At 71.6% G+C, this 15429-nt stretch carries 18 protein-coding genes and 1 pseudogene; 15 read left to right on the top strand and 4 right to left on the bottom strand.

Translation table 11 applies throughout. From position 1 onward, the window contains the following. Window positions 1-121: 121 nt before the first annotated feature. From cpaB to IF00_RS0121785, 11 genes and pseudogenes are all read left to right on the top strand, one after another. Window positions 122-829, top strand: a complete 708-nt coding sequence (gene cpaB / locus IF00_RS0121735; protein WP_030320514.1) for a Flp pilus assembly protein CpaB — start codon at window positions 122-124, stop codon at window positions 827-829. A 7-nt stretch (window positions 830-836) separates the two neighbouring features. Then, complete coding sequence (locus IF00_RS0121740; protein WP_030320516.1) at window positions 837-2105, top strand: CpaE/TadZ family protein; 1269 nt, start codon at window positions 837-839, stop codon at window positions 2103-2105. A gap of 3 nt (window positions 2106-2108) precedes the next feature. After that, window positions 2109-2483 (top strand): TadE/TadG family type IV pilus assembly protein, encoded by a 375-nt coding sequence (locus tag IF00_RS0121745; protein ID WP_030320517.1) that lies wholly within the window; start codon window positions 2109-2111, stop codon window positions 2481-2483. Next, on the top strand, window positions 2480-3055 hold the full coding sequence (locus IF00_RS43945; protein ID WP_078944801.1) for a TadE/TadG family type IV pilus assembly protein: 576 nt from the start codon (window positions 2480-2482) through the stop codon (window positions 3053-3055). The genes IF00_RS0121745 and IF00_RS43945 overlap by 4 nt, the downstream gene beginning before the upstream one ends. 16 nt (window positions 3056-3071) lie before the next feature. Then, window positions 3072-4418 carry a TadA family conjugal transfer-associated ATPase gene (locus IF00_RS0121755; RefSeq protein WP_030320521.1) on the top strand — a complete coding sequence of 449 codons (1347 nt, stop codon included), beginning with the start codon at window positions 3072-3074 and terminating at the stop codon, window positions 4416-4418. Between the two features lie 31 nt (window positions 4419-4449). Then, on the top strand, window positions 4450-5391 hold the full coding sequence (locus IF00_RS0121760) for a type II secretion system F family protein (RefSeq protein WP_030320522.1): 942 nt from the start codon (window positions 4450-4452) through the stop codon (window positions 5389-5391). A 16-nt stretch (window positions 5392-5407) separates the two neighbouring features. Beyond that, window positions 5408-6295 (top strand): DUF5936 domain-containing protein, encoded by an 888-nt coding sequence (locus IF00_RS0121765; protein ID WP_030320523.1) that lies wholly within the window; start codon window positions 5408-5410, stop codon window positions 6293-6295. Between the two features lie 343 nt (window positions 6296-6638). Continuing rightward, window positions 6639-6848, top strand: coding sequence for a hypothetical protein (locus IF00_RS0121770; protein ID WP_078944822.1), 210 nt, complete (start codon window positions 6639-6641; stop codon window positions 6846-6848). Between the two features lie 41 nt (window positions 6849-6889). Beyond that, window positions 6890-7507 (top strand): annotated as a pseudogene (locus tag IF00_RS0121775) (pilus assembly protein TadG-related protein); the annotation flags it as partial. A 14-nt stretch (window positions 7508-7521) separates the two neighbouring features. Continuing rightward, window positions 7522-8094 (top strand): hypothetical protein, encoded by a 573-nt coding sequence (locus IF00_RS0121780; protein WP_030320525.1) that lies wholly within the window; start codon window positions 7522-7524, stop codon window positions 8092-8094. Between the two features lie 9 nt (window positions 8095-8103). Further along, window positions 8104-8724 carry an OmpA family protein gene (locus IF00_RS0121785; RefSeq protein WP_030320526.1) on the top strand — a complete coding sequence of 207 codons (621 nt, stop codon included), beginning with the start codon at window positions 8104-8106 and terminating at the stop codon, window positions 8722-8724. A gap of 148 nt (window positions 8725-8872) precedes the next feature. On the opposite strand, the gene IF00_RS45745 is transcribed toward IF00_RS0121785, so the two are convergent. Both IF00_RS45745 and IF00_RS0121800 read right to left on the bottom strand, forming a co-directional pair. Then, window positions 8873-9178 carry a hypothetical protein gene (locus IF00_RS45745; protein WP_158710512.1) on the bottom strand — a complete coding sequence of 102 codons (306 nt, stop codon included), beginning with the start codon at window positions 9176-9178 and terminating at the stop codon, window positions 8873-8875. Between the two features lie 62 nt (window positions 9179-9240). Continuing rightward, complete coding sequence (locus IF00_RS0121800; RefSeq protein WP_030320527.1) at window positions 9241-10167, bottom strand: hypothetical protein; 927 nt, start codon at window positions 10165-10167, stop codon at window positions 9241-9243. Window positions 10168-10289: 122 nt separating this feature from the next. On the opposite strand from IF00_RS0121800, the gene IF00_RS0121805 reads away from it, so the two are divergent. Then, window positions 10290-10691 (top strand): hypothetical protein, encoded by a 402-nt coding sequence (locus IF00_RS0121805; protein ID WP_030320528.1) that lies wholly within the window; start codon window positions 10290-10292, stop codon window positions 10689-10691. 30 nt (window positions 10692-10721) lie between these two features. Then, on the top strand, window positions 10722-11876 hold the full coding sequence (locus tag IF00_RS0121810; RefSeq protein WP_030320530.1) for a glycosyltransferase family 39 protein: 1155 nt from the start codon (window positions 10722-10724) through the stop codon (window positions 11874-11876). On the opposite strand, the gene IF00_RS0121815 is transcribed toward IF00_RS0121810, so the two are convergent. Continuing rightward, window positions 11848-12255, bottom strand: a complete 408-nt coding sequence (locus IF00_RS0121815) for a DUF192 domain-containing protein (protein ID WP_051820547.1) — start codon at window positions 12253-12255, stop codon at window positions 11848-11850. The two genes, IF00_RS0121810 and IF00_RS0121815, sit on opposite strands and share 29 nt — an antisense overlap. Before the next feature lie 41 nt (window positions 12256-12296). Here IF00_RS0121815 and IF00_RS0121820 point away from each other — a divergent pair, with 41 nt between their 5' ends. Further along, the gene (locus tag IF00_RS0121820; protein ID WP_030320533.1) at window positions 12297-13034 is read left to right on the top strand and encodes a prepilin peptidase; all 738 of its coding nucleotides are present in this window, start codon (window positions 12297-12299) and stop codon (window positions 13032-13034) included. Between the two features lie 408 nt (window positions 13035-13442). Here IF00_RS0121820 and mgrA read toward each other — a convergent pair whose 3' ends face one another. Next, a complete protein-coding gene (mgrA, locus tag IF00_RS0121825) occupies window positions 13443-14480 on the bottom strand; it encodes an L-glyceraldehyde 3-phosphate reductase (RefSeq protein ID WP_030320534.1) in 1038 nt (345 codons plus the stop codon). A 128-nt stretch (window positions 14481-14608) separates the two neighbouring features. Here mgrA and IF00_RS0121830 point away from each other — a divergent pair, with 128 nt between their 5' ends. Beyond that, a complete protein-coding gene (locus IF00_RS0121830) occupies window positions 14609-15370 on the top strand; it encodes an isoprenyl transferase (RefSeq protein ID WP_030320536.1) in 762 nt (253 codons plus the stop codon). The last annotated feature ends 59 nt before the right edge of the window (window positions 15371-15429 follow it).

The following is a 15429-nucleotide window of genomic DNA, read 5'->3' on the forward strand; positions in this document are numbered from 1 at the left end:
GTATAAGAGACAGGCCCTGCCCTCAGCAGCCCCTCGCCCCCCTCCGGCCCCCCTCCTCCCGCCCCCGACCGTCCACTCCCGTCCGCCCCGGACCCACGTCTCCGATCGAGGTAGTACGGCCATGAACTCCCGCCAGCGCCGCGGCGTGATCCTGCTGCTGCTGTCCGTCCTGTGCGCGCTCGGCGCCTTCGCCGGTGTGCTCGCCGTCATCAGCGACGTGAACTCCAAGGTCGGCCCGGAGACCACCGCGTACCGCATCAAGGGCGACGTGGAGCCGTACACCCCCCTGAAGGCGAGCCAGTTCGAGAAGATCACCATGCCGAAGCGCTGGCTCTCGGAGACCGCCGTCACCGACCTCCGTCAGATCCAGGGCCGGATCGCGGTCACCCGGCTCAAGGCCGGATCGCTCCTCCAGTCCGACATGATCGTCGAGCAGCCCGAACTCCAGCCGGGCCAGCAGGAGATCGCGATCATGATCGACGCCGCCACCGGTGTCGCCGGGAAGATCACCGCGGGAGCCACCGTCAACATCTACGCCACCTTCGCGGGCGACAAGAAGGGCGAGGCCGCCCAGTCCCGCATGATCGTCGCCGGCGCCCGCGTCCTCGACGTCGGCAAGCTCACCCCGATCAGGGACAGCTCCCAGAGCTCCGCACGCGCCAACGAGGCCGTGCCGATCTCCTTCGCCCTCTCCACCCTCGACGCCCAGCGCGTCGCGTACGCCGAGTCCTTCGCCGAGCACGTACGCCTCGCCCTGGTCGCCCCCACCACCGGCGGCGCCCCCGCCGACCAGCGCGACCGCACCTACACGCTCGAAAAGGACAAGTGAGGCCGGTATGACCACGAGGATCCTGCCGGCCGTCGGCGACCCCGACGCGGCCCGGTCCGTCACCACGCTCATCGGGCAGCTTCCCGACGCCGAGCCCGCCCTCCCGGTCACCGACTCCACCCAGCTCGTCGACACCCTCGCGCGGCTCGCCGCCGCCTCGCTCGACGAACTCCCCGAGGTCGTCCTGGTGCACGAGCGGATCGGACCCGTCCCGGCGCTCGATCTCGTCCGCGAGGTCGCCCTCCGCTTCCCCGCCGTCGGCGTCGTCCTCATCACCGCCGACGCGAGCCCCGTCCTCTTCTCCGCCGCGATGGACTCCGGCGCGCGGGGACTCGTCACCCTGCCCCTCGGCTACGAGGAACTCGCCAGCCGCGTCCAGGCCGCCGCCCAGTGGTCCGTCGGCGTCCGCCGCCACCTCGGCGCGGGGGCCGACCAGGTCACCGGCCCCGGCGGCACCGTCGTCACCGTCAGCGGCGCCAAGGGCGGGGTCGGCGCCACCGTCACCGCCGTCCACCTCGCCCTCGCGGCCCGCGCCTCCGGGCGTACCGTCGCCCTCGTCGACATGGACCTCCAGAGCGGGGACATCGCCTCGTACCTGGACGTCCAGTTCCGGCGCTCCGTGGCCGACCTCGCCTCCATCGCCGACATCTCGCCGCGCGTCCTCCAGGACGCCGTGTACGTCCACGAGACCGGCCTCTCCCTGCTCCTCGCCCCGGCGGAGGGCGAACGCGGCGAGGAGGTCACCGACCGGGCCGCCCGCCAGATCGTCAGTGCCCTGCGCGGCCGGCACGAGGTCGTCGTCGTCGACTGCGGCTCCCAGCTCAACAGTGCCAACGCCGCCGCGATCGAGATGGCCGACACCGCCGTCCTCGTCGCCACCCCGGACGTGGTCGCCGTCCGGGCGGCCAAGCGGACCGTACGCATGTGGGAACGGCTCCAGGTCCGCAAGGCCGAGGAGACGGTGACCCTGGTCAACCGGCACCACCGCTCCACCGAGATCCAGCCGCCCCTCGTCCAGAAGATCACCGGCACCCGGGTCGCGGGCGTCGCCGTCCCCGCCCACTTCAAGGAGCTCCAGGCGGTCGTCGACGCGGGCCGGCTGCACGAACTCGACGCCAAGTCGACGGTCAAGCAGGCGCTGTGGGCCCTCGCCGGCGAGCTGGGCCTGGTCCAGGCGCCGGCCGCCGCGCCGGCGGCCGGCCAGCCCGGCAAGCAGCTCGCGCGGGCGGGCGACCGGGGCTCGCTGGGGCTGCGGCGCCGCGCCGGAGGACGCTGAACCATGCGTATCCACCAGAGCGCGGGCAGGGACGACAGGGGGCAGGTGGCGGTCGAGTTCCTCGGCATGGTGCCGCTGATCCTCCTCACCCTCGCGCTGCTCTGGCAGATCGTCCTGGTCGGGTACACGTACACGCTCGCGGGGAACGCGGCGGACGAGGCGGCGCGGGCGGCCGCCGTCGGCGACGACTGCGGCGAGGCGGCGCTGCGGCACCTGGACGGTGCCTGGGCCGGTGGCGCGCGGCCCAGCTGCTCCACGAGCGCGGGGATGGTGACGGCCGTCGTCGAGATCCAGGTGCCCGTCCTGGTCCCGGGCGTCGGCGGGCTCTTCACGGTACGGGGCAAGGCGGGCGCGGTATCCGAGGAGAGGGTTCCATGAGCGTCGGCGCGGGAAGGCCGCTGCGGTGGCGAGGCCGGGCTGCCACGGGTGTCGGTGCGGGGAGGGCGTTCCGGTGGCGAGGCCGGGCTGCCACGGGTGTCGGTGCGGGGAGGGCGTTCCGGTGGCGAGGCCGGGCCGCCGCGTGCGGCGGTGCGGGGACGGCTCCGAACGTCCCGCACCGGGCTGCCCTTGGCGTCCGTACGAGGCGCCCCCGCCGCGACCGCGGCCAGGCCGCCATCGAGTACCTCGGCTTCCTGCCCATCCTGCTGATCGTCGGCCTCGCCGGGCTTCAGCTCGGCATCGCCGCGTACGCCGCGCAGCAGGCGGGCACGGCGGCGCGCGCGGCCGCGCGGGCGGAGAGCAGCGACGCGGAAGACGGGCCCGACGCCCGGACGGCCGCCACCGCCGCCGTGAGCGGCTGGGTCGACCCTTCCGTCGAAAGCTCCCTGGGGGGCGACGAGGTCACCGTCACCGTGACCGTGACGATCCCGTCCGTCGTGCCCTTCGTGAAGAACTTCGGCGAAGTGACAAAGACCGCCACCATGCCCCTGCCCGACGAGGAGGACGAGTGAGAAGGGACCACGAATCATGAGTCTGCGGGCCCGGATCAACGCCCCCGAGGATCACGGAGGCGGCGCGGCGGCCAGGGAGGACGGCCATCTGGTCGCCTCCTTCCGCGCCAAACTGCTGGAGGAGATCGACCTCACCGAGATGTCCGCGCTCGCGGCCGCCGAGCGGCGCGCCCGTCTGGAGCGCGTCCTCGGGCACATCATCAGCCGCGAGGGGCCCGTCCTCTCCACCGCCGAGCGGGCCCAGCTGATCCGTCGTGTCGTCGACGAGGCCCTCGGTCTCGGCGTACTCGAACCGCTCCTCGAAGACGCCTCGATCACCGAGATCATGGTCAACGGCCCCGACCAGATCTTCATCGAGCGGGCCGGCCGCGTCGAACTGCTGCCGCTCCGCTTCGCCTCCCACGACCAGCTGATGCAGACCATCGAGCGGATCGTCTCCACCGTCAACCGCCGGGTCGACGAGTCGAACCCGATGGTCGACGCCCGGCTGCCGTCCGGCGAGCGCGTCAACGTCATCATCCCGCCGCTCTCGCTCACCGGGGCCACCCTCACCATCCGCCGCTTCCCCCGGGCGTACACCCTCCACGAGATGATCGGCCTCGGCTCGCTCGACGAGCAGATGCTGCTCCTGTTGTCGGGACTGGTTCAGGCCAAGTTCAATCTGATCGTCTCGGGCGCCACCGGCACCGGCAAGACCACCCTTCTCAACGCCCTCTCCGGTCTCGTCCCCGACGGCGAGCGGATCATCACCATCGAGGACTCGGCCGAACTCCAGCTCCAGCAGTCCCATGTGATCCGTCTTGAGGCCCGCCCGCCGAACATCGAGGGCCGCGGAGCCATCTCCATCCGCGATCTCGTCCGCAACTCGCTCCGCATGCGGCCCGACCGGATCATCGTCGGCGAGGTCCGCGGCGGCGAGACCCTCGACATGCTCCAGGCGATGTCCACCGGCCACGACGGCTCGCTCGCCACCGTCCACGCCAACTCGGCCGAGGACGCCCTGATGCGGCTCCAGACGCTGGCGTCGATGTCGGAGGTCAAGGTGCCGTTCGAGGCGCTCCGGGACCAGATCAACAGCGCCGTGGACGTCCTCGTCCAGCTCACCCGGCACCCCGACGGCACCCGTCGGATCACCGAGATCTCCGTCCTCGCCTCCCACGGGCGCGAGCGCTTCCTGCTCGCCACGGTGTGCCGCTTCCAGGCGCAGCCGGTGGCCGCGGACGGTCGGGTGTACGGGCAGTTCACCTACCACCCGCTGCCGAGGCGGGTCGCCGAACGGCTCTATCTGGCGGGCCAGCCCATTCCGCAGGCCTTCGGCGTGGCCGTGACGGAAGCCCACCTCACCACCCGAGAAGCCGACTGATGCCGACGAGAGCCGACGAGGAGCAAGGCACATGATCGACCCCTTCTGGCTGACGATCGGCGTCGCGCTGCTCTGCTGCGTCCTCGGCATCATCGGCATCCAGCTGTACGCGAGCGGGGCCCGCCGGCACGCGGCGCTCGTCGCGCGGCTCGACGAGTCGGGCGCGCCCGAGGCGACCGGCCGTCGCAGACGCCGCTTCCAGGGCGTCGACCGGCGCGTCCGCCGGACGGCCCTCGGCCGGAAGCTGGAGCTGCGGATCGCGGCGACCGGTCTCGACATCACCCCGGGCGAGTTCACGGTGGCCCTGGCGGCGACGGTGGCGGTCCTGTGGGTCGTCGGCCAGTCCGCGCTGTCGCCGTTCTTCGGCCCGATCTGCGGCCTCCTCGGCGTCTGGGTGGCCATGGGCTATCTCGGCTGGCAGCGTCAGAAACGCATCGAGAAGTTCATCAACCAGCTCCCGGAACTCTCCCGCATCCTGGCCAACGCCACGCAGGCCGGCCTCGCGCTCCGGATGGCCCTCAGTCTGGCCGCCGACGAGATGGAGGCGCCGGCCGGAGACGAACTGGAGAAAGTGGCGCAGCAGTTGGCCGTCGGAACGTCGCTCGACGACGCCCTGGGAGAACTCGCCGAACGCCTTCCGTCCCGCGAACTCGTCGTCCTCGTCACCACCTTGGTCCTCGCCAACCGGGCCGGCGGCACCGTCGTGTCCTCCCTGCGGAACCTCACCGAGACGCTGGAGGAACGCAAGGAGACCCGGCGCGAGGTCCGTACCCAGCTCTCGCAGGTGAGCATGACCGCGTACTCCGTCCCCGTCATCGGCGTCGGTTCGCTTCTGCTCATCGACAACATGCAGCCCGGCGCGCTGGACCGGATGACCGGTTCGGGCCTGGGGCAGTTCGCCGTCGTCGCCGCGTTCGCCCTGTACGTGGTGGGCTTCATCGCCATCCGCCGCTTCTCGAAGATCGACGTGTAGGGACGGGACTGCCGCCGTGGACCTCCTCCTCGCCCTCCTCGCGGGCCTCGCCGTAGCCGGGGCCGCGTACGGCATCCGCCTCTACCGTGCGGACGCCAAGCTCCCCGACGACCTCCGGCTCGCCCTGGAGGTCGGCGCCACCCGCACCGGGGCCGTCGACTCGGCCGTCGACCGCCTCGGCATGCGCTGGTCGCCGGCCGTGCTCCGCCTGATGGGCCCCAAGAGGGTCAACGCCGTCCGGCGCCGGATCGACCTGGCCGGAAACCCCGGCGGCCTGACGATCGACCGGTACGGGGCGAGGCGGGCGGTCTACGGCTTCCTGGGGGTCCTGGGCGGCCTGCTGATGCTGAGCAGGGGATCCTTCCTGGTCGCGGTCCTCCTCTTCGCGTTCGGCGCGTTCTGGACGGAGGTCGGCATCTGGTCGGCGGTCCGCATCCGCAAGGACCAGATCGAACGCACGCTGCCGGACTTCCTGGACGTACTGGCGGTCGTGGTCTCGGCCGGCCTGGGCTTCCGGCAGGCGCTGGAACGGGTGGCGGAGAAGTACGAGGGCCCCTGGGCGGACGAACTCCGCATCACGCTCCGGCAGATGGACATGGGCGTGAGTCGCCGCCAGGCCTTCGACGAGCTGCGCCGCCGGAACGACTCGGAGCAGGTGGCGCAGTTTGTGACGGCGCTGCAGCAGGGCGAGGAGCTGGGCGCGCCGATCGTGGACACGCTGATACAGATCGCGAACGACATGCGCCGCACGGACGCGCAGAACGCGCGCAGGAAGGCGGCGAAGGCGGTCCCGAAGGCGACGATGGTCATCACGACGCTGATGGTCCCGGCGACGATGATCCTGCTGGGCGCGGGTCTGTTCCTGGGCACGGGAACGGACTTCGGGTCGGTGACGGGCGAGTGAGGGGCGCGCCTGTCCGAATGTGGCCGCACTGTGAGACGGGCTCTTCGCGCGTGCAACGGAGTGTGGAAGAGTGGGGACGGAGTGTGAGGGGGTGGCAGTGATGGGCGTGAACGCCCGGACGGGTGCGGCGACTTGCGCGATCCCGAAGAGGCCGGTCAGAGGCGCCGACCGAATCTTCGCCAAACTCCGCACCCACACCGGTACCGAGGCCATAGCCTCATTGCTGGGCTCCAGGCCCACCCGATGACCAGGGCCCACAGAGGGGCCCACGGGCCCTGTGCGCCGACCGGAGGGCCGGCGTACCGTGACCGTGCGCAGGCGTCTGAACGCGGAGGGGACCACGATGAACGACGCGATGCTGAAGGCCCTGACGAGGGCCAAGGTGGGAGTGACCGCGCGACTGCTGCGAGGGGATCGCGGGCAGACGGCGGTGGAGTATCTGGGGATCATCGTGGTGGTGGTGGCGATCGTTGTCGCGATCACCGGCACGGATATCGGGCAGTCGATCAAGGATGCGATTGCTACGAAGATCACCGAGCTCACGGGCGGCTAGTAGTCGCGCGTCGAGGCAAGGGCGACGCGGGCCAGGCCTTTCCGGTCTACATCGCGGCCGTAGCGGGGCTGTTGTTTCTGGGGTTCGTCTACTTTGTGGTGGGGCAAGCTGGTGCTACGCGCAACAGCGCCCAGACTGCCGCGGACGCGGCAGCGCTTGCCGCCGCGCAGGATGCCCGGGACCAGCTCCGTGACGGGTGGCTCGCCGTCATTCTCGACCCAGGGCAGTGGGACGAGTTCCTCCAGGGGAGGGCCTACGACGGGCCTTTGGCGTGCCAGGCGGCGGCCGACTTCGCTGCAAGGAACGGTGCGGACCTGTCGGGAGACAAGTGTCTGCCTCTGTCAGGACAACAGGGCTTCAGGATCACGGTGCAAACGCGCGAAAGCGTCGGCCGCTCCATCGTCCCGGGAACAGAGACGCGGCACGCCACCGCCTCCGCGAAGGCCGTGATCGAGCCGAAATGCTTCATTGTGCCGCCGGAAGAGCCTGAACCGGAAGAGACCGAACCGGACCCGGAACCTACGGAACCGGGCGAGGAGCCCGAGCCGATCATCGGGCTTGCCTGTGACGGCGAAGCCTGGACGATCGATCCCGACGATCCGGAGCTGCCCAGCAATGAGGATCTCTTCACTGTCCGACTGGCCGGCGACGACGAGTAAAGGAAGCACGCATCATGAATGTTCGGTACGCGCGAAAGGGGTTGGCCTCTCTGGCGATCACGTCGGTGGCTCTCCTCGCGGTCGGCTGCGGAGCGGAGGAGAAGCCGAAGGCGGACAAGCCGGCCGTGGCCACTTCCTCATCCCAGCAGACCCAGGCGGGTCAAGAGCCGCGGAGCACGGAGGCGCCCACTGAAGTCGTTGCTGTCACCAAGGGACAGAAGGGGCTTGAGTTGGCCATCAACTCCGTTGAGCGAGATGCGGGCGGATTCCTCACCATCAAGGGTCAATTGAAGAACACGTCCAGTACTGCGACGATCGTTCCCTCTCGCTTGAGCGGTGACGAGACCGAGGTGGTGAAGCACGGGAATTCCTTGGGCGGAGCCACGCTCGTCGACTCTGTCGGTAAGAAGCGGTACTACGTGCTGCGGGACACGGACGGGCGCCCGCTGACCACTTCCGGACTGTCCAGTGTTGGCGCCGACCTGTCGATCCCGGTGTTTCTGCAATTCCCCGCACCCCCCGCCACCACCACCGACGTCTCCTTCCAGCTCCCCACCTTCGAACCCGCCACCCTCAAACTCTCCTGAGGCGACGCCATGACGACGACATCCCGCCGCCTCGCCGCCCTTCTGGTCGCCTCCGTCGCCCTGGGGCCCCTCGTCGTGCCCGTCGCGTATGCCGACGATCCGCCCGGGTCCGCCGCCAGTGCTTCCCCGCCCCCGGTCATCGACCCCGACTCCCCGGAGCTGATGCTCCCCGACGGCGCCACCCTCGCGCCCGCCAAGGTGCTCGACATCAAGCAGATCGTCGAGGACGAGGGCGGTGAGCAGCGCCGTCAGGACACCAACGTGGACGTGACGTTCGCGCTGCAGGCCGAGGTCCTGTTCCCCAAGAACAGTGCCAAGCTCGGGGCCGCCTCCAACGCCCGTATCGCCGCCATCGCCGCCGAGATCAACAAGCTCGGCTCCGGCCGCGTCCGCGTCTTCGGGTTCACCGACAACCTCGGTACGTACGAGCACGGGCTCAAGCTGTCCAAGGAGCGGGCCGTCGCCGTGCAGCAGGTCCTCGCGCGGAGCCTCGACCCGGGCACGACCTTCGACATCCGTGGTTACAGCGAGGACTACCCGATCGCCGACAACGGCTCCGAGGAGGGCCGCAAGAAGAACCGTCGCGTCGAGATCTCGTTCCCCCGCACCACGCCACCCGTCGCGCCCTGAGGGAGGGCCTCGACACCGGGAGTTCAGGTCCGCGGGCAGCCTGAGGCGCCGCCGTAGCGGGATCCTCCGCGACGGCCGCGCCCTGCGCGCCGGCCCCGCCGGCCGGGCGTACCGGTATCGGCGGGGTCGTGGCCAGAGGGTCGGACGGTCAGGTGCCCGGCTTCCAGAGGGTGACCTCCAGGGTGATCTGCGTCGGCGGTGCGACCGTGGACTGGGGGTTGCCGCCGATGAAGCCGGTGATCACGACCCGGGCGATGTTCCCCTTGTCGGTCAGGACGCACAGGACCGTCTTGGCGGGGAGGTCCCACTTGGACATCTCGGCCTCGGTGAAGCCGCCGACCCTGGCCGCCCGGGCACAGTCGCCGGAGATCGCCTCCGTCCGCCCTCCGGTCGACCTCCGGCCGTCCTTCTTCCGACGGCGGGCCGTGGGTGGCGGCGGTGTACGGGGAGACATGCTGCCGTGGTGATCTCGTCGCAGCCAACGGACTTTATCGTGCGTCTTGTTGGTCCTCCTCGTCAGAGAGCGAGCGCCGCCCTGATCGTGGCCGTCATCCGGTCCGGATGCCGGAAGACCTCGCCCGCTGTGAACCGCAGCACCCGGCGGATCTCCGGGCAGGACTGCAGCGCGTTGAAGCGGGCCACGTCCCGCTCGTGGGCCCGGCGGGTGCCGTGGAAGGCGAAGCCCTCGATCTCCACCGCCAGGCCCTGCGCGCGGAACAGGAAGTCCGGGCGCAGTGGAGGCCCCGTCGCCGTCCGCAGGAGCGGCTGGCACTCCGGGAACAGGCCCGCGTCCCTCATCCGCAGCCTCGCCACCGTCTCCGCCGGTGAGCCCGACGCCGGCTCGGCGAGCCGCAGCCAGGCCCGGGCGCGGGGCGCTCCCCGCCGGGGCGCCGCGAGTTCGGCGGTGAGGTCCTCGTGCCGGACGAGTGCCTCGCGCCGCACCCCCTCGACCGCCCGCCGCGCGAGTGCCGAGTCGGCGACGACCACGGCCTCCTCCCGGCTGCCGGCCGCCCGTATCAGGTCGCCGACCGTCCGCGCCGGGGTCGTCGTCCGCAGGCCCCGTCGTATCGACCCGTCGCCGGCCGTCAGGAATCTCGTGCCGTGGACGCGCACCCGTGTCCCCTCGCCGTCCGTCGAACGGGAGGGTGCCGGGGCGGTGAAGTCCAGACGGTCGACCGGTCCCGGCGCCCCCAGTCGCTCGATGCGGTGCAGCCGCGCCGCGGTCCCGTGGCTGCACACCCACTCGGGGCGCAGGAGCTGGAGGGCCGTCGCCCGCACCCGCCAGTCCACCTCCTTCCCGGGGGCCGCCCACGCGCCCCGGCAGATCCGCTGCCAGCCGTCCCCGCGCAGACGGCCGGCCAGGCGGCCCGGCGGCCAGCCCGCCGCGACCGCCCAGACCGTCAGGAGGACCCCGCCCCTGGCGAGGATCGCCAACTCGTACATACGCCCAACGATCCACGGAAGAGGGACACTTCGCACCCCCTGTGGAAAACCTGCCGAAAGCCGTCGTCAGGAAAGCGCAAAGGTGGGGGGACAAGCTCGTCGGGCAGGAGCATTCTGGACAGATGACGACGACGGGCGAGACTCCGGGCGCGGCCCCGAGTGTGCAGAGCGCGCAGAGCGCGCAGTTGGTCAGCGACCTCGTCACCCGGATCCCCGAGTTCCGGGACGTGTACGAGAACCATGTCTTCCATCAGGGCGGTGTGCAGCCGCACGTCTTCTTCTGGGACGTGGTCCAGGACACCGTCCGCTCCTTCCTCGGCGAGTCCCCGTGCGCGGCCGACTGGCGCCGCACCCTCGCCTTCCTGGAGGAGCAGAGCTGCCGTGGTGTCCTCGGCGTCGACGAGGTCATCGTCACCTCCTTCCTCGGCGACCTGCCCTCCCCGCACGAGCCGGGGCACGCCATCGTCCAGCAGCTCGGTCCCGTCATGGCCGCGAAGTTCGTCCGCATAAGGCCGCTGGGCTGAGCCACGCGCCCCGCCGGGATAATCGGGCGCATGTCCCCGCCGTCCCCGCCCGCACTCGGCAGTCGCACCCGCACCACTCATCCCCTTCGTCCCCTCCGTACCCTCGACCCCGCCGTCCTCGCCGTCGGCGGGTATGCCGTGACCCGTCTCATCGGCCTCGCGGTCCTCGCGATCGCCTCCGCCGTCACCGGCGAGGACGGGCTGCACCGGCTCAAGGGGCGCTGGGACTCCGTCTGGTACGTGCGGATCGCCGAGAACGGTTACGGGTACCAGGCGACCCTGCCGAACGGCGACGTCCACCCCGACCTGGCCTTCTTCCCGCTCCTCCCGGCCCTGGAGCGCGGCCTGTCCACCGTCCTCCCGCTGGACGCGACCACCGCCGGGCTGCTCGTCTCCTGGACGGCCGGGCTCGCCGCGGCCTGGGGCATGTACCGGTGCGGAGAGCACGCCTTCGGAACCCGCGCAGGCGTTCTCCTCGCCGTCCTCTGGGGCGTGTACCCGACCGCGTTCGTCCAGTCGATGGCGTACACGGAGACGCTGTTCACCGCCTTCGCCGCCTGGTCGCTCTACGCGGTCCTGCGCGGGCGCTGGATCCTGGCCGGCGCCCTGTGCGTCGCCGCCGGGCTCACCCGGCCGACGGCCGTCGCCCTGATCGCCGCCCTCGGGATCACCGCACTCGTCGCGCTGGTACGCGACCGGCGGCTGCCCCCGCGGACGGTGGCCGGGGTCCTGATCGCGCCGCTCGGCTGGCTCGCGTACATCGCGTACGTCGGTGTCCGCCAGGACAGCGCGACCGCCTACTTCGACGTCCAGGCCGCCTGGGGCAACTCCATCGACGGCGGTGTCGCCCTCGCCCGGTTCATCGCCGGCCTGCCGCGGCCCGCCGCCCTCGGCCTCTGCGTGGCGCTCGGGCTGCTCGGATGGCTGGTCGCCCTCTGCGTACGGCAGCGGCAGCCGCTGCCCCTGCTCGTCCACACCATCGGCGTCGTGTTCGTCTCGCTCGTCGGCGCCGCGTACTTCGGCTCCCGGCCGCGGCTGATGATGCCCGCGTTCGGGCTGCTGCTCCCGCCGGCGGTGGCCCTCGCGCGGCTCCGTGTCCGTACCGCCGTGCCGGTCCTCGCCGGGCTCGCGCTGGCCTCCGCCGGGTACGGGGCCCTCACCCTGCTGGGGTCGGGCCCGCCGTGAGGTCCCCGTCCGGGTTCCCGGGCCCGGTCCCCGTCTCCACGCGCACGCGTACCCCCGGCCGCAGCCCCCAGCCCGCCATCGCGCCCGCCTCCGCCTCCAGGACGTGCCGGCCGCGCGGCCGGATCATGCCGAGCCGCCCCGGCCGCATCGTGACGACGGAGCGGACCGTGAACGAGCGGTCCAGGTAGGCCACGTCGATCGCGAAGCGCATCCCGAAGGTGTGCACGCTGTTCGTCCGGACGATGAGCATCGCCCCCGCGATTCCGTCCCGCCCGAGCAGCCCCCGCCGCCGCGCGCGGTACGAGGCCGCCACCTCCAGTGGCACCTCCCCGACCGTGTCGGTCGCCAGCGTCCCCGTTCCGTCCGCCCATTTCCCCATGCGCCAGACCGTAGCGGCCCGCCGACCCTAGGGTCGGCTCCGTGTACGTCACCATGATCGCCCTCGCCGCTCTCTGGGGCGCCGCCGTCGGGCTGCTCGTGCCGCGTGCCGCGTACCGGCTCTCCGTGGCACCCGAGGAGCCGTGGCGGGACCGCTGCCCCGCCGGGCACGTGCTCGTGGGGCCCGCGCGCGGCTGGCTCGGCGGGCCGGGGCGGCAGGAGTGCGCGACGGCCCCCGGGCCGCTCGCCGCGCCCCTGCTCACCGCGCTCGCGTGCACCGCGCTCGCCGCCGCCACCGGCGGGCCCCGGCCCGAGCTGGCGGTCTGGCTGCTCGGCGCGCCCTTCGCCGTTCTCCTCGCCAGTGTCGACGCGCGCGTGCACCGGCTTCCGGACGGTCTCACCCTCCCGCTCGCCGCCGCGGTGCCACTGCTCCTCGGGGTCGCCGAGCTCCTGCCGTACGACGCGGGCTCCTGGTTCCACGCGCTGCTCGGCGCGCTCGCGCTGGGCGGGGCCTATCTGGTGCTCTTCCTGGTCAACCCGAGCGGCCTCGGCTTCGGTGACGTCAAGCTGGCACTGCCTCTCGGTGCCGCCCTCGGCTGGTACGGCTGGGGCGTGCTCTTCGCCGGGGCCTTCGCGGGGTTCCTGCTCGGCGCGCTGTACGGCCTCGGTCTCGTTCTCCTCCGACGCGCCGACCGCTCCTCGGCGATCCCCTTCGGCCCGTTCATGCTCGCGGGCGGGTTGCTGGGGCTCCTCCTCGGCGCGTTCACCGCGCTTCCGTGACCCCGTGCCCGCCGGTCACCGTTCCGTCGCCCGCCGTGGCGGCATCGGCTCGCCCGCCCGCGCGTACGGGTCCTGACCTGCCGGAGAACCGTCCCGGACGGTTGCCCCCGTCAACGCGGCGCCCGGCCCGGGCGGTCCCTCTTCGGAGGGACGGAACTCCGCCGCCGCGCCGGGGCGCAAACCCGCCACAGCCCCCGCCATCCCTTGTCCCGACTGGGATCCGGCGAATTCGCCGCGGTTCGTTCGCCGTACCTGGCGCGCAACACGACTATCGAAGGGTTATGGTGGAAACCCCCCCTCGGGCCGGTCCGTATCCCCCCCACGGACCGGCCCGTTTTTTCTTTCCCGGATCCCGCCGGGGCCTGCCCCGGATCCCCTCAGGGCCTGCCCCCGGTCACTCCGGAAGCGTCAGCCCCGGCCGGCCCAGATGTTCGTGCCCTGGGTGTCGACGGCGAACGAGTCGATCTCCGTCAGCTCGTCGGAGGTCAGTGGCGCGGCCGCGAGAGCCGCCACGTTCTCCTCCAGCTGGGCGACGCTGGACGCGCCGATCAGCGCAGAGGTCATCCGCTCGTCGCGCAGCACCCACGAGAGCGCCAGCTGCGCCAGCGACTGCCCGCGCCGGCCCGCGATGTCCGCGAGACCGCGCAGCCGCCGCAGCACCTCGTCGGAGAGCAGGTTCGGGTCGAGGGACTTGCCCTGGGTGGCCCGCGAGCCCTCCGGGATGCCCTTCAGGTACTTGTTGGTGAGCAGCCCCTGCGCCAGCGGCACGAAGGAGATGCAGCCCATGCCGGCCGCCTCCAGCGTGTCGAGGAGACCGTCGTCCTCGGTCCAGCGGTTGATCATCGAGTACGAGGGCTGGTGGATGAGGGCCGGGACACCCATCTCACGCAGGATCCGCGCGGCCTCGGCGGTCTGCTCGCTGTTGTACGAGGAGACACCCACGTACAGCGCCTTCCCCTGCTGGACGGCGGAGGCCAGGGCCCCCATCGTCTCCTCCAGCGGGGTGTGCGGGTCGAAGCGGTGCGAGTAGAAGATGTCGACGTAGTCGAGGCCCATCCGGTTCAGGGAGGCGTCGAGCGAGGACAGCAGGTACTTGCGGGAGCCCCACTCGCCGTACGGGCCGGGGTGCATCTCGTACCCGGCCTTGGTGGAGATGATCAGCTCGTCGCGGTAGGGCGCGAAGTCCTGGGCGAAGAGCTTGCCGAAGTTCAGCTCGGCGGAGCCGGGCGGCGGCCCGTAGTTGTTCGCCAGGTCGAAGTGGGTGACGCCGAGGTCGAAGGCGCGGCGCAGGATCGCGCGCTGGGTGTCGAGCGCGCGGTCGTCGCCGAAGTTGTGCCAGAGGCCGAGGGAGATCGCGGGAAGTTTGAGGCCGCTGCGGCCCGAGCGGCGGTACTCCATGGAGTCGTAACGGTCCGCGGCGGCGCGGTACAGGGGGGAATCAGTCACGTATCTCTGCTTATCACGGACTTGTGACAGTCCCGGGCTGGGAGCCTGTCGCCCGTCCGCAGTAGTGTGGCCGCTTGCGGACCGCCGCGGCATGGCGGGCCTGCCGTTGCATGGAGAGGTAAAGAACAGTGAACCTGCGCGACCTGGTGTACGGGCTCTACGCACGCCGGGTGGAAGGCCGCCTCGACCATGCCCAGGTGCCCAAGCACATCGGGGTCATCCTCGACGGGAACCGCCGCTGGGCCAAGGCCTCGGGCGGGACGCCCGAGCAGGGCCACAAGGCGGGCGCGGACAAGATCCAGGAGCTGCTCGGCTGGTGTGCCGAGACCGACGTCGAGGTCGTCACGCTCTGGATGCTCTCCACGGACAACCTGAACCGGCCCGAGGAACAGCTCGTCCCGCTGCTCGGCATCATCGAGAACGCCGTGCGGGCGCTCGCCGCCGACGGCCGCTGGCGCGTCAACCACGTCGGCACGATGGACCTGCTGCCCGCCCGTACGCAGTCGGTGCTCAAGGAGGCCGAGCAGGCCACCCACGACAACACGGGGATACTCGTGAACGTGGCCGTGGGCTACGGCGGCCGGCAGGAGATCGCGGACGCGGTCCGCTCGCTGCTCCTGGAGCACGCCGAACGCGGCACGAGCTTCGAGGAGCTCGCCGAGATCGTGGACGTCGAGCACATCTCGGAGCACCTCTACACGCGCGGTCAGCCCGACCCGGACCTGGTGATCCGCACCAGCGGCGAGCAGCGGCTGTCCGGATTCATGCTGTGGCAGAGCGCCCATTCCGAGTACTACTTCTGTGAAGTGCACTGGCCGGCCTTCCGCAAGGTCGACTTCCTGCGTGCGCTGCGCGACTACGCCGCCCGGCACCGGCGTTACGGAACCTGATCCCCGGCGTCCCCCCGGGTCCCCGGAGCGCCCCGGGGAGCCGATCGGAACCGATCACC

The sequence above is a fragment of the Streptomyces flavochromogenes genome (assembly GCF_000717595.1).
GTDB lineage: Bacteria > Actinomycetota > Actinomycetes > Streptomycetales > Streptomycetaceae > Streptomyces > Streptomyces flavochromogenes.

Bases quoted from the DNA above. Each gene is read 5' to 3' on its own strand.
- cpaB (WP_030320514.1), top strand. From the start codon at position 122: ATGAACTCCCGCCAGCGCCGCGGCGTGATCCTGCTGCTGCTGTCCGTC.
- IF00_RS0121740 (WP_030320516.1), top strand. From the start codon at position 837: ATGACCACGAGGATCCTGCCGGCCGTCGGCGACCCCGACGCGGCCCGG.
- IF00_RS0121745 (WP_030320517.1), top strand. From the start codon at position 2,109: ATGCGTATCCACCAGAGCGCGGGCAGGGACGACAGGGGGCAGGTGGCG.
- IF00_RS43945 (WP_078944801.1), top strand. From the start codon at position 2,480: ATGAGCGTCGGCGCGGGAAGGCCGCTGCGGTGGCGAGGCCGGGCTGCC.
- IF00_RS0121755 (WP_030320521.1), top strand. From the start codon at position 3,072: ATGAGTCTGCGGGCCCGGATCAACGCCCCCGAGGATCACGGAGGCGGC.
- IF00_RS0121760 (WP_030320522.1), top strand. From the start codon at position 4,450: ATGATCGACCCCTTCTGGCTGACGATCGGCGTCGCGCTGCTCTGCTGC.
- IF00_RS0121770 (WP_078944822.1), top strand. From the start codon at position 6,639: ATGAACGACGCGATGCTGAAGGCCCTGACGAGGGCCAAGGTGGGAGTG.
- IF00_RS0121780 (WP_030320525.1), top strand. From the start codon at position 7,522: ATGAATGTTCGGTACGCGCGAAAGGGGTTGGCCTCTCTGGCGATCACG.
- IF00_RS0121785 (WP_030320526.1), top strand. From the start codon at position 8,104: ATGACGACGACATCCCGCCGCCTCGCCGCCCTTCTGGTCGCCTCCGTC.
- IF00_RS45745 (WP_158710512.1), bottom strand. From the start codon at position 9,178: ATGTCTCCCCGTACACCGCCGCCACCCACGGCCCGCCGTCGGAAGAAG.
- IF00_RS0121800 (WP_030320527.1), bottom strand. From the start codon at position 10,167: ATGTACGAGTTGGCGATCCTCGCCAGGGGCGGGGTCCTCCTGACGGTC.
- IF00_RS0121805 (WP_030320528.1), top strand. From the start codon at position 10,290: ATGACGACGACGGGCGAGACTCCGGGCGCGGCCCCGAGTGTGCAGAGC.
- IF00_RS0121810 (WP_030320530.1), top strand. From the start codon at position 10,722: ATGTCCCCGCCGTCCCCGCCCGCACTCGGCAGTCGCACCCGCACCACT.
- IF00_RS0121815 (WP_051820547.1), bottom strand. From the start codon at position 12,255: ATGGGGAAATGGGCGGACGGAACGGGGACGCTGGCGACCGACACGGTC.